Source organism: Nitrospirota bacterium, from assembly GCA_016214385.1.
Taxonomy (GTDB): domain Bacteria; phylum Nitrospirota; class Thermodesulfovibrionia; order UBA6902; family JACROP01; genus JACROP01.
In genome coordinates this window covers 1-13,284 of the sequence record JACROP010000096.1, presented here as the reverse complement: position 1 = coordinate 13,284, position 13,284 = coordinate 1, and the positions used below count along the sequence as shown (strand labels likewise).

The following is a 13,284-nucleotide window of genomic DNA, read 5'->3' as shown; positions in this document are numbered from 1 at the left end:
TGGACAGCCTTGAAATCACAATAGGCCATGGGGTGACGGATTACAGAAACTCTGAGTTTATTTTCTTTTAAGAATGCAGCTATCTTTCTGGTCATGGCAGACTTTCCGCAACCTGTCCTCACAGCACATACAGAAATTACAGGCTTCTTACTCTTGAGCATAGTGCTGTCAGGGCCAAGAAACATAAAATCCATACCACTGGCCATGACAGAAGAAACCCTGTGCATTATATCTTCATGAGAAATGTCACTGTAGGAAAAAACTACGAGGTCAGCGTCGAGGGCTTCTATAATTTCAAATAGCCTTTCTTCAGGATATATTGGAATACCCTCAGGATAAAACCTCCCCGAAGCGTCGGGGGGATAGAGTCTGTTTTCTATAAATGGAATCTGGGCTGCGGTAAAGGCAACAACCCTGTAATCAGGGTTATCCCTGAAAAAAACATTAAAGTTATGGAAATCCCTTCCGCCGGCACCGAGGATAATAACCCGCCTCATATCAGGATGTAGAAAAACTGCTCATCATTTTTGCAAAACTATCTACAAGATGAGGGTTAAAATCAGTGCCTGCTTTATCTTTTATCATGGCCAGTATATCCTCTGTCTCTATCGGCTCCCTGTATTTCCTGAAAGTCCTCATGGCATCAAAGAAATCTGTTATCATTGTTATTTGCGAACACAGGTTCTGCCTCCACCCTGACTTAACCCTGGGATAGCCTGAAAAGTTATATTTCATGTGATGCTCAAAGGCCACAAGGACTGAAAGCCTCGGAATGCCCGGGGAATCCATGAGATATATTGCACCTTTCAGCGGATGAGTCTTCATTATCTCCCATTCCCTCTCATCGAGCCTGTCCCTCTTCGTCAGAATCTCCTCAGGTATAAACATCTTCCCCACATCATGAAGCAGGGCCGCAATCCCCATGTCGTGCAGTATCTGCCCTTCAAGGCCTAAGTGCATGGCCTGTGACACAGTAAGAATACAGACATTTGCAGAATGGGTAAAAGTGTAATTGTCAAAGGACTTCACTGGCGCAAGAGACAGCAGTGGACTTATATTTCTGTGGAATGCATCTATAAAGTCTGTCACAATCTCATCTATCCCTGCAACGCTCAATCTCCTGTGTTTTTTTATACTGTAATAGATTTCCATAATCTTATACATCTCTTCCTCGCTAATGTTGCCGACTATCCCTGCAGTCTCCTCGCCTCCTCCTTGCCTTATGCGCACATCCACCCTGCCGAGCTTGATGTGAGGCGATGATACCACCTCAGCACCAACAGTCAGGGGTGATGAGAGGGCTACTACAAAGTTCTTCAACTCTTCCATGGTTATGCCGCTAATAAATGTCAATCTGCCAATACCCCTTCTCTGAAGCCTTTCAATAAATTTCAAGGCATAGACACCATTGGAAAGAGGAGAACTCTCAACAATCAAATCTTCATCTATAATCATAAATGTTATTTCTTTATGCCCCTCAAGCACATTTAAGATATTGGCATAGGCCTTCTCGATGTGTCTTTTGACCTGAAAATGTTCAGAAGAATAAAGAGAGGAATTTGCTATGGCTGTAACCACATTCGTAATTAAACCAACTATTGAATTTTTTCGCCTCAGCGAATCTTCGATAAATTTCTCATCCATCCTGCAACACCGCTTTCCTGGCGACCCTGTTTAGCATATCCCTGCATAATTTTTCCATTTCGTCTTTTCTTGAAATCGCAGCCTCGAGAAACCTTTTAGCAGAATCAGGCGGGTATTTATCCATAGACTGGATTATGGCTTCCTTGAGCCTCTTTACGGCCCCTGCTGCAAAAAGGCTCCTTGAGCGGTAAAGCCTTTCAAGCTCTGGCATGGCCCGCGAGTCTCCGAAATCGCCTAATGCCTTAACACACGCCTCTTTTTTCACATAATCTGCTTCTGAGACAGCCCTCTTCCCGAGGATCTGGAGCAAGACATCCATAACGTCGGATACTTTATAAATGCCTGATAGAGCTATAGCAGGCATAGACAGCTCAGTGTCCTTTGAGAGAATTGCCTTTTTAAGGGCTGCCACAGAATCAGGGGCATTAAACTGTAACAGGGCCTTCAGCGCCTCAATCTGCACCTTCGGATGTGGATGGTCAACAAGTTTCTGAATTGCGGGCAGCGAAGTCCTGTCTTCAGACTGCCTCATTATAATTATGAGGTTTCTCACAAAGAACCATCTGCTGTCATTTACTCTGCTCAGCGCCTCAGGGGTCACTGCAGAACCAAAAGTAGAAAGGAGTTCGATAAGGAGCTTGCGATTAAGTCTGTTCTCCTCTGCTGCGAGTATATCAAATAATAAAGGAATAAAGCCTGACCCAACCTTTCTTATAAGCACTGACATGTCGGCAAATTTTTCTCTCCCCCATAGCCTGAATCCATCTATAACCTCTTCCATGAACTCTTTCCCTGAGAAAAACCCAATGGCATCCATAATTGTTTCCATGCGACTTTTGTCAACAGACTTGAGGCGGGAAGTAAGGGCATTATGAATACCTGCCAAAATATTAAACTGGCCTGTGCTCAGAAAGAAGGAAGACATCTCCTTGAGCTTCCTTACAAGCACTGAAAACTCTTCATCTGTGATGTCTCCCTCAAGGATTTCAAAGACGACTTTTACAACATGTTCCTCGATACTGGCCTCGCTCACCGAACCGAGCAGATCTTCCATGACGCTGTCAGCGCCGGAAGCTGGTGTCGTAGTAATAACTTTTGAAATGGTATCCTGATAGCCTTTTGGCACAAATCGTCCTATATCGTCCTCTTTGAAAATTGCCATAACCCTCTCCCTTACTTTCTCTTCATCCATAATGCCCTGCTCAGGGGTTTTTTCTTCTCGAAGAGTCGAGCCTCCGACCTGAGGTGACTGTTCTCTCTGCCCTATTGTTGAGAGTTTTTGCAAAAGATTCAGCACCACTGGCGGTATATGCATATCTCTCTCACTTATGCCCTGAAGTGCATCAAGAACAAGCTCACTTGAGAATTTCGACAGCACATCCTCTGCAATTTTTGGTCTTGCTGAGAGGTATTTGAATGTCCCGGAGAGGAACTGGCTTTTGAGATTGGGCCTGAGGTTGCTTATAAAATCTGTGAGTCTGCTTACATTGCTCTTTTCTACCCTGTCCCCTTCTTCTGCTTCCCTCAAAAAATTTGCAATTGTCCTGTCATATGCTTCCTCTGGAATCTCCTCGCTGCTTTTTTTATTTAAAATTTTTGCGAGAAAAACAGGGTCTATATCGCCATATTTTCTCTTTGCCTGCTCATCTGCAAAATCAAGTTCACCGCCGACAAGCCCATAAACAAAGGTCTCCCACATGGAGTCTTTTTTTAAATCTGATTTTTTTGTTGCTGTAACTTTCTCTTCCTCTGTGAGGCGAAATGCCCTGTAATCTACAGGCATTACCTTGATATGCCTTATCCCCTCTTTTTCTATGGCTTTTTCTATCCCGCCCATCGCTCCTATGGCCTCAAGCTCCGAAGACAGGATGCTATGAAATCTGAAGAGTTCATCTTTCTCAAGGCCTTTTATAAAAGTCACTGATGCAATGCCCTTTTTATAGAGGGATAGTGCAAAGTCCCTGTAAACCTGGTTTTTCTTATCAAGGTAATCCTGGCCAACTATAAGGGTATCTTTTGCAATGCCAAGGGTCATTTCATCACGCATGGCAAAGAGTTTTGATAGAATATCAAATGCCTTGTTTATCGTCGCACTTATAAGTGGGTGCCCCTTAGGATAAGTAGCTACACTTCTCCTCGCTATATTCAGCTCAATGACAGCATCTGAAAGAAGCTTTGTATCAATTGGCAGGTCTTTATCAATTTCAGCCATCTCTCAGCACTCCTTCAAGACATCCTCAAAAATATCCAGTGCCCTGCTAATCTCAGCCTCTTCTACTATAAGCGGCGGAATAAAACGCAGGATGTTTTTATTCCCTCCGCACTCAATAAGGATCAGCCCCTTTTCAGCGCATTTCTTCATAACCTTCATGGCCAGGTCACTGTCAGGTGCTTTATCAGCTTTAACAAACTCAATGCCTATCATAAGGCCATGCCCTCTTACATCTCCAATGAATTCGTATCTGTCCTTGAGCACCTTTAATCTTTCCAAGCTCATCCTTCCGAGATAAGCCGCTCTTTCTATAATGCCGTCCCTCTTAAGAACCGTAATTGTTGCAATTGCAGCAGCACAGCTCAGAGGGTTTCCCCCAAAGGTCGTCCCATGCGCACCCCTCGGCCACATGTCCATAATCCGCTTTGTTGAAGCTACAGCGCCGAGTGGCATGCCAGAGGCGATTGCCTTGGCCACTGCCATTATATCCGGCACAATACCATAATGCTCTGATGCAAACCACTTTCCTGTGCGTCCGAAGCCTGTCTGGACTTCATCGAGTATCAACATGATTCCACATTCATTGCAGAGCCTGCGGAGCCTCTGAAGAAAACCATCTGGTGACGGTATATAGCCGCCTTCGCCGAGGACAGGCTCTATTATTATTGCAGCAACCTCTTCCGGGTCTATCAGATGAGAAAATATATGGCTCAAGTATTCGAAACACTCCATATCACATTTCCCTATTTCATGTTTAAAAATACACCGGTAACAATAAGGGAAAGGCGCATGGTAAACCGATGGCAACAATGGGTGGTAATGTTTTCTATACCTGACGGTCGAAGAGGTTAATGACAGAGAGCCGAGGCTCCTGCCATGAAAAGAACCGGTAAACGCTATAATGCCCTGCCTCCCTGTGACATGCCTCGCAAGCTTTATAGAGCCTTCCACTGCCTCTGCATAGAGATAGACGCCACCTCCATGAAGGAGCCTTGAGCATTGCCCTTTTATGGCATCAACAACATCCCTGTGGCAGTGCCCGATATTTAAAGTCGCCACACCTGAAGAGAAATCCATGTATTTCCTGCCACTGGTATCCCTGACATAGACCCCTCCTGCCTTTTCAATTATGAGTTCTGTATGAAAGGCAATGGCAGTTGTTAACACATCTCTGGCCCTATCCCACATATTATTCAAGCTTATTGCCGCAATCCTTTTCGCTTTCCTTTAACCTGAATTACGCAAGGTTCTCCATTATGTCATTCCTGCGCAAGCAGGAATCCAGTTGCAGAGCCTGCCCCGTACTTGATACTGGGGACGGCGTCTGGATTCCCGCCTTCGCGGGAATGACGATTTTAGAACCTATTTCATAACACCCTTGCGTAATTTGGATTTAACTTTATCCCTTATCTATCTGCGCCTTTTGCAACCTGCTGCTAAAATCCCTGTAAATAACCTTCCATCTTGTAAACATATCAAGGGCACCTCCCCTGCCACCAGCCTCTCTATGGCCAATACCGCTCTTCTTGATCCCGCCAAAAGGAAGTTGTATCTCAGCCCCTATTGTGGAGGCATTGATATAAACAAGCCCTGTCTCAAGCTCTCTTTCAGCAATGGCCGACTTATTTACATCTCTGGTATATATGCTGGAAGAAAGGCCATATTTCACACCATTGACAATTCTTATCGCATCTTTAAGGCCTTCGGCTCTTATAACACAAACAACAGGGCCAAAGATTTCTTCCTGGGCAATCTTCATATCTGGTTTGACATTATAAAATACAGTCGGCTCAACAAAGAAACCCTTTAAAAACTCACCTTCCTCCACAGGCTTCCCGCCTGTCGCAATCTTCGCACCTTCTTCGATGCCTATCTTTATGTAATCGAGGACCTTTTTTTTCTGTTCCTCATTTATGAGGGGGCCGACATCTGTATCAGGATTCAAGCCATCACCGAGCCTTAATTTTGATGCTGATTTAACAAACCTCTCGATAAACTCATCATAGACATTTTTGTGGACAACAACCCTGCTTGCTGCAGTGCACCTCTGGCCTGTTGTGCCAAAACCTCCCCATATAGCACCTTCCACTGCAAGATCTAAATCCGCATCATCCATAACAATAATAGCATTCTTTCCTCCCATCTCGCAGGAGACTTCTTTGCCAAGCCTTGCGCATACAGAAGCTACCTCAAAACCTACAGCAGATGAACCGGTAAAACTTATGCCGTCTATTTCTGGATGGGAAATTAGATAGTCTCCAGCCTCTGCTCCTGTACCATGTACAAGATTCAGTACCCCCTTTGGTAAGCCAGCCTCAGCAAGAACCTCAACGAGTCTTGCAGCACATACAGGCGTATAGCTTGATGGCTTAAACACAACTGTATTGCCTGAAATAAGGGCAGGAAATATCTTCCAGGCTGGAATTGCCACTGGAAAGTTCCAGGGAGTAATCAGTGCAAAGACTCCAATGGGCACTCTCAGGGACTTACAATCCTTATCAGGGAGCTCTGATGGAACAGTCTCGCCGCTGAGCCTCCTGCCCTCACCTGCCATGTAATAGGCCATATCTATTGCCTCCTGCACATCCCCAAGACCTTCAGGCAGCACCTTACCCATCTCTCTTGTAACAAGGCTTCCGATCTCCTCTTTCCCCTTGAAGAGAAGTTCAGCAGCCCTGAAGATTGTTTCCCCGCGCCCTGGAGCAGGCATGAGTCTCCATTCTTCATAAGCTCTCCTTGCAGCCTTCACAGCCGCATCAACATCTTCAGGCCCTGACCTTGGGACAATACCAATAACCTCATCTTTATTTGCAGGATTTATGCTCTCAAGGGTCTTTTCTTTTTGAGCCAATACCCATTCGCCATCTATATAATTTTTGTAGACCATTTTGCCTCCTTATAGGTCGTAGACCTTATTAAAATCCTATACCACAAAAACTCTTGATTGGCAATGGGAATGCGACATCTGATATAATTTTATCAAGAGAATATCCCCACTTCCATTTATTTTTTTATTGATGAAAAAATTTGAGACACTCGACATATCAGGAGATGTAGGCCTTAGGGTCTGGGCACAAGAACTGGAAGAGCTTTTTGAGAATGCTGCCCTCGGCATGTTTGAACTTATAACAAATACAGATGCTGTATCCGAGAAAGAAGAAAAAGAAATAGCGATTGAAGCATCGGACAATGATTCCCTTCTTGTGAGGTGGCTGAATGAACTGATTTTTTATTTTGATACCTATGGCTTTATAGGTAAAAGATTCAAGGTAAACATTGAGGATAAAAAACTCAAAGCAAAGGTCTTCGGAGCAACCTTTGACCCTGAAAGCAATGAGAGCAGGCTGCTCATAAAAGCAGCCACCTATCACATGCTTTCACTAAAAAAAACTGACTCCACATGGGAGCTCACAGTAATATTTGATATATAACTAAGAACAGTCGTCAGTCGATAGTCAAAAAAATCATTGACAAAGGAGGTGATTTTATGAATCTGGAGAAGCTACGGAGGATTGATGCTACAAAGATAGAAATCCCGAAAAACTACAAGCCTGGCATGAGGGTGGATGGAATTATCTATGTGGATAATGTCCTTGAAAAAGAGCTTGAGAATCAGTCCATAGAGCAGGTTGCAAATGTGGCAACACTTCCAGGGATAATCAGGGCATCTATGGCAATGCCTGACATACATACAGGCTATGGATTTGCCATAGGTGGTGTTGCAGCCTTTGATTTGAAAGAGGGAATAATCTCTCCTGGAGGAGTCGGCTACGACATAAATTGAGGGGTCCGTCTCCTCAGGAGTAACCTCAAAAAGGAAGAGGTTATTCCGAGGATAAAGGACCTCGTTGGGGCCCTATATAACGCAATACCATCTGGAGTTGGCTCAAAGGGGAAAATCCGCCTCGGGCCTGAAGACGAAAGAGAGCTTTTATTAAAAGGCGCAGGATGGGCAGTTGCGCAGGGTTTTGGGAGCAGGGATGACCTTGAGCACACAGAATCAGGCGGTTGTATTGATGGCGCAGACCCTGACATAATAAGCAAAAAGGCTTATGAGCGGGGAAGGGCGCAGCAAGGGACATTGGGCTCAGGGAATCACTTCACTGAGATTCAATATGTGGATGAGATTTATGATGAAAAAGCAGCCAATGCCCTCGGACTCTTTAAAAATCAGATAACTGTGATGATTCATACAGGCTCCCGCGGGTTTGGACACCAGGTATGCACAGACTTTCTTGAGGTGATGGAAAGGGCTGTGAGTAAATATAAAATCGAACTGCCTGATAGAGAGCTTGCATGCGCGCCATTTGAAAGCCCTGAGGCCCAGGATTACCTTGCTGCAATGAAGGCAGCAGCAAACTATGCATGGGCAAACAGGCAGTGCATAATGCACTGGGTAAAAGAAACGATGATGAGGACACTCAATCTCTCGCCAAAAGAAATCGGCATGACCTTAATCTATGACGTTGCTCATAACATAGCAAAGGTCGAGGAGCATACAGTCAACGGTAAAAAGATGAAACTCATTGTGCACAGGAAAGGCGCAACAAGGGCATTCCCTCAAGGGCATCCAGAACTCCCGCAGGTTTATAGAGCAATAGGCCAGCCAGTGCTAATCCCGGGTGATATGGGAAGGGCATCGTTTGTCCTGCTCGGAATGCAAAAGGCGATGGAAGAGACATTCGGCTCAACATGCCATGGCGCAGGAAGGGTCATGTCCAGGCATCAGGCAATCAGGCAGGCAAAGGGGCGTGCTATATGGCGTGAGATGGAGGATAAAGGAATCATTGTCAGGTCTGCCGGGAGAGAGACCTTAGCAGAAGAGATGTCAGAGGCGTATAAGGATATTTCTAATGTCGTCGATGTCGTGCATAACGCAGGGATTTCAAAAAGGGTGGCAAGGCTCAGGCCAATCGGGGTGATTAAGGGATAATGCCGGCAAAAATCAAGATAACAGTAAAAGATATTGAACTAAAGGCAGAACTCTTTGATACTGACTGTGCAAAGGCTATTGCCAACGCACTTCCAATCGAGACAAGGCCAGACACATGGGGTGATGAGTTTTATTTCGAGATACCTGTTAAATATCCCCTTGATGAGACAGCAACAACAAAGGTCAAGGTTGGCGACATAGGTTACTGGCCTCCGGGCAATGCCCTCGCAATATTCTTCGGCCCGACTCCAATAAGCAGCGGGCATGAGCCTGTGCCTGCGAGCGAGGTAAATATTATCGGTAAAATTCACGGAGACGCTACTGTTTTAAAAAAAGCTATTGATTCTAAAAAAATAAAGATTGAAAAGGTCTATGACCTGTAAGGCAGACCCTGTTTGAAAAACCTGTCTCTAAAAATCGGCAAAATTCCATACGCAAATCTCTTTCCCATTTTTTATATGCTTGAGAAAAATTGCGACTGCTCGCAATATGAATTCGTGGAAGGCGTCCCATCCATGCTCAACAAAATGCTCAGAAATGGTAAGATTGATGTAAGCCCCTCATCGTCCATTGAGTATTTAAGACATAAGGCTAAATATTCATTAATAGAGGGGTTTTCCATCAGCTCTAAAGGACCTGCAGGCAGCATATTCCTGTTCTCGAAATCCCCCATAAAAACACTCGATAAAAAGACTATTGCAGTCTCACCCCATTCTGAGACCTCGGTTGTGCTCCTTAAAATCATCATGAAGGATTTTCTTTCAATGAGATGCAAGTTAAAAACTGTCAATGGCAACCTTAATAATATCCTGTCGTCATTTCCTGCCTGCCTGCTTATAGGAGACGAGGCAATGAAGACAAAAAAGACAGCACTCCAAACTCTAAACTCTGGGCTGTATATCTATGACCTCGGTGAATTATGGTTCAAGCAAACAGGGCTGCCATTTGTCTTTGCCCTCTGGATTGCGCGAAAAAAATCTCTTTCAGAAAAAAGAGGGCTTATTGAAAAGTTTTCATCCGATTTAATTAAGGCAACCGCCGTGGCGGTTAAGGAATTTCCTCTCGCTGCCAGAGCAGCTCCGCAGAGGCAGTGGCTTTCTGAAGAAGAATTACTGAAATACTGGAAAGGCATTTCATACGATTTCACAGACGAACATAAAAAAGGGCTTGAGCTGTTTTTTAAATATGCGCAAAAACACGAGGAAATTTAAACCCTACCTGCTTTTCTTGCCGTAACGGGCTTTTCCTTCAGCCACCTTAAGCAGGCCTTCCTTCTTCTGCCTGCGTCTATTCAGCACTGAAATAATCTCAAGAATAAAAGCCCTATCTTCTTCGTCCAGCCCCTCAATTGCATATATAAGCTCCGCTCTACTCCTGGAAAACCTTCTGTAATCTTTTTCCTCACCTAAAAAATAATAAATAGGCACAGACAGGGCATCTCCTATGCCTTTAAGCACCTTAATTGATGGAAACTGCTTGCCCCGCTCTATCTTTCCGATATAGGTCGGGTCAAGTCCCCTGCCGACTTTCTTTGCAAGACCTGCCTGAGTAAGCCCGCGCCTCTTGCGTAATGCCTTTATTTTAAAACCTATTTCTTTTTTTAAAGCATCTTCCATGATTTGGAAAGTGTAAATCTTTTATCTTCCCTTGTCAACAAGACATATAGGCATATTATTCTTGACTTGTAGGACAATTTGTCATATCATGTTTTGGGCATATTCGCTGGTAATGTCAAAAATCACATGGAAAAAGAGGATAAAATATGAAACCACAGAGGTCACAGAGAACACGGAGAAAGGCATAGAAATTTTTAAGAGAACGCACTGTGTGGGAGAATAAATAATGCAAATTATTATCTGTGAACTCTGTGCCCTCTGTGGTTAAATTTTGACAATACTTATTCGCCTCAGGAGGATATTAGTATGTCTCGCAAATTAGAAATGCTGAAGAAACTCCAGGATGTTGACGCCTTTTACGAACTTGATATAAAAGAGTTGAGGGCACTGATGTTACTCATTGGATGCGCAGATAATACAGAGGGAGAAAATATAGTAGATATTGCATTCCTTAAACGCTTAAGGCAAATAGAAATTGATTTACTGTATAAACTCCTTGCGTCACTTAAAGAAAAGGGGTTCCTGGAATTTCATTGCGACAGTAAGAATATTTTTTATAGACTCAAAATACCTTCCATCTAAAGCGTAAGGCTTTTCCTTACAAATTGACTTAGCTCTACCCCTGTGATAATCTTAGCAAAATAAATTCTGGAGGCTTTTAATGCGTCTTTCAAAAATGTTTATTCCTACCTTAAGGGAGACTCCCTCTGAAGCCGAAGCTGTCAGCCATAGATTAATGCTCAGGGCAGGATATGTTCGGCAGCTTGCTGCAGGGCTTTATATCTATCTTCCACTCGGCTGGCGAGTCCTGAATAAAATTAACAGGATTATCCGTGAAGAGATGGATGCAGTAGGAGCCCAGGAGCTTTCAATGCCGACTCTTCACCCTGCTGAAGTCTGGCAGGAGACAGGCAGGTGGTATGACATAGGAGATGAGATGTTCAGGCTCAAAGACAGGGGCGGCAGGGACATGTGTCTCGGCATGACCCACGAGGAGATAATGACATGGCTTGCATCAAGGGAAATCCGTTCTTACAGGGATCTGCCACAGATATGGTATCAGCTTCAGACAAAACTGAGAGACGAGGCAAGGCCAAAGAGCGGAGTGCTTAGGACAAGGGAATTCCTGATGAAGGACAGCTATAGCTTTGATAGAGATGAAGAAGGCCTTGAGAGAAGTTACAAATTACACACCGAGGCTTATAAAAAGATATTTTCACGCTGTGGACTTAAATTCTACATGGTGGAGTCAGACCCGGGGATAATGGGTGGAGCTACTGCCCATGAATTCATGGCTCCAAGCCCTGCCGGAGAGGATGAAGTCGTACTGTGTGTCTCATGTGGCTATGCCGCCAATATTGAGCTTGCAAAATCAATATCTCCTGATCCTCAATTCCAGGACTGGGCCTTTGAAGATATCCCAACACCAGGCAAAAAGACTGTAGCTGAGGTGTCCGAGTTCTTAAAAATCAGCCCTGCTTTTTTTACAAAGAGCCTTCTCATGATAGGAGAAAAAGGCCCTTTCTTGTGCCTTGTAAGGGGTGACCAGGAACTCCACGAGAAAAAACTTCAGAAGATAGTGGGGAATTTCAGGCCTGCACATAAAGATGAGATTAAAGAGATCCTCGGCGTAGAGGCAGGCTATATAGGCCCGATGGAACATAAAATTTCAAAGATTGCAGATGTGGCCCTGAAAACAGGGGTTTATATATCAGGCGCAAACAAAGAGGGTTATCACAAAAAAGGGATAAAGCCAGAGGTTCATTTTAAGGCGCAGTGGCATGACATTCACACTGCAAAAGAAGGAGATGCCTGCTACAACTGTAATTCGCCAATCAGGGTCGAGCGAGTTATTGAGTTAGGGAACATCTTCAAGTTAGGGACAAAGTATTCTACTGCGCTCAGGGCATTTTACCTCGATGAAAACGGGCATGAAAAACCAATCATCATGGGAAGCTACGGCATTGGCCCTGCAAGGATTGCAGCAGCAGCAATAGAGCAGAATAATGATGCGAACGGGATAATCTGGCCGGAAAGTATTGCACCTTTTGATGTGGAGATACTCGCCCTGAATATGAATGACAAAAAGACCATTGAGGTTTCAGAGAAGCTTTATGACGAGCTTCGCTCAGGCGGTGTTGATGTCCTCCTGGATGACAGGGACGAGAGGGCAGGGGTAAAGTTCAAGGATGCAGATTTAATAGGAATCCCCTGGCATCTAATTATTGGAGAGAAAAACCTTAAAGATGGATTTATAGAGCTAAAATCGAGAAGGACAAAAAAGGCAGAGCGAATAAAAGTAGCAGAGGCACTCACAAGACTAAAAGAGATTTATGGAGCACTATCATAAATAGTGCTCCCATTTTTTCCTATCTCTTCTCAGGTGCCTTCTTCCCGAGGGACTTAATATATATGACCATGGACTTCATATCATCTGATTTGGGATCAATGGCCTTCCCCTTGAGGGCAATTTCAATGCAGAAATTTATGGCCTCTTCAAGACCCTTCTGCTTTTTGCCCATTATGTTAAACTCTTCTTTTGCACCAGATTTTTCAAGCCCCTGCCCGTTATAGTGGCAGGAATTACAGCTCTTGCCAACAGTGCCTCCGCCGAGCTTTGGATTATTAAAAAGGGCTTTGCCCTTTTCAACGCTGGCATTTTCAGCCTTTGGCTTTGGCTTCTCAGCCGCATAGGCAAAGGAAACGGCCAGAATCGCTGAGAGAACTGCGAGCAGGAATACCTTCATTGTCTTCATTGTGCCACCTCCTCTTAGTTGAAATGTCTTCAGGTTAATAAGGATAACACTAAAAGACATACCACATTTAATTATGTGGATGCAAGCATTTTTTTCGAGATCATATCAGCTCTATAGATGCTT

The 13,284-nt window shown here is 44.3% G+C and carries 12 protein-coding genes and 1 pseudogene; 6 read left to right on the top strand and 7 right to left on the bottom strand.

Annotated elements, in window-relative coordinates; genetic code table 11:
• From HZC12_05955 to HZC12_05935, 5 genes are all read right to left on the bottom strand, one after another.
• On the bottom strand, positions 1–497 hold a 497-nt coding region (locus tag HZC12_05955), incomplete at its 3' end, for a GTPase (protein ID MBI5026260.1).
• 1 nt (position 498) lies between these two features.
• Entirely contained in the window at positions 499–1,644 is a 1,146-nt protein-coding gene (locus tag HZC12_05950; GenBank protein ID MBI5026259.1) for an HD domain-containing protein, read from the bottom strand.
• The gene (locus tag HZC12_05945; GenBank protein MBI5026258.1) at positions 1,637–3,856 is read right to left on the bottom strand and encodes a HEAT repeat domain-containing protein; all 2,220 of its coding nucleotides are present in this window, start codon (positions 3,854–3,856) and stop codon (positions 1,637–1,639) included. The genes HZC12_05950 and HZC12_05945 overlap by 8 nt, the downstream gene beginning before the upstream one ends.
• 3 nt (positions 3,857–3,859) lie before the next feature.
• Entirely contained in the window at positions 3,860–5,053 is a 1,194-nt protein-coding gene (locus HZC12_05940; protein MBI5026257.1) for an aminotransferase class III-fold pyridoxal phosphate-dependent enzyme, read from the bottom strand.
• A gap of 202 nt (positions 5,054–5,255) precedes the next feature.
• Positions 5,256–6,743: an aldehyde dehydrogenase family protein gene (locus HZC12_05935; protein ID MBI5026256.1), complete on the bottom strand. Its 1,488-nt coding sequence runs from the start codon at positions 6,741–6,743 to the stop codon at positions 5,256–5,258.
• 130 nt (positions 6,744–6,873) lie between these two features.
• Between HZC12_05935 and HZC12_05930 the strand changes: the two genes are divergently transcribed.
• The 4 genes and pseudogenes from HZC12_05930 to HZC12_05915 all read left to right on the top strand — a co-directional run bounded on the left by HZC12_05930 (position 6,874) and on the right by HZC12_05915 (position 10,000).
• On the top strand, positions 6,874–7,287 hold the full coding sequence (locus HZC12_05930) for an archease (GenBank protein ID MBI5026255.1): 414 nt from the start codon (positions 6,874–6,876) through the stop codon (positions 7,285–7,287).
• A gap of 56 nt (positions 7,288–7,343) precedes the next feature.
• Positions 7,344–8,789, top strand: a pseudogene (locus HZC12_05925) (RtcB family protein).
• Positions 8,789–9,172, top strand: coding sequence for a hypothetical protein (locus HZC12_05920; GenBank protein MBI5026254.1), 384 nt, complete (start codon positions 8,789–8,791; stop codon positions 9,170–9,172). The pseudogene HZC12_05925 and the gene HZC12_05920 overlap by 1 nt, the downstream one beginning before the upstream one ends.
• A 12-nt stretch (positions 9,173–9,184) precedes the next feature.
• A complete protein-coding gene (locus tag HZC12_05915; protein ID MBI5026253.1) occupies positions 9,185–10,000 on the top strand; it encodes a menaquinone biosynthesis protein in 816 nt (271 codons plus the stop codon).
• A 3-nt stretch (positions 10,001–10,003) separates the two neighbouring features.
• On the opposite strand, the gene HZC12_05910 is transcribed toward HZC12_05915, so the two are convergent.
• On the bottom strand, positions 10,004–10,405 hold the full coding sequence (locus tag HZC12_05910) for a helix-turn-helix domain-containing protein (GenBank protein MBI5026252.1): 402 nt from the start codon (positions 10,403–10,405) through the stop codon (positions 10,004–10,006).
• Positions 10,406–10,711: 306 nt separating this feature from the next.
• Between HZC12_05910 and HZC12_05905 the strand changes: the two genes are divergently transcribed.
• Both HZC12_05905 and HZC12_05900 read left to right on the top strand, forming a co-directional pair.
• Positions 10,712–10,987, top strand: coding sequence for a hypothetical protein (locus HZC12_05905; GenBank protein MBI5026251.1), 276 nt, complete (start codon positions 10,712–10,714; stop codon positions 10,985–10,987).
• A gap of 79 nt (positions 10,988–11,066) precedes the next feature.
• A complete protein-coding gene (locus HZC12_05900; protein ID MBI5026250.1) occupies positions 11,067–12,755 on the top strand; it encodes a proline--tRNA ligase in 1,689 nt (562 codons plus the stop codon).
• A gap of 19 nt (positions 12,756–12,774) precedes the next feature.
• On the opposite strand, the gene HZC12_05895 is transcribed toward HZC12_05900, so the two are convergent.
• A complete protein-coding gene (locus HZC12_05895; GenBank protein ID MBI5026249.1) occupies positions 12,775–13,161 on the bottom strand; it encodes a hypothetical protein in 387 nt (128 codons plus the stop codon).
• Positions 13,162–13,284: the final 123 nt, after the last annotated feature.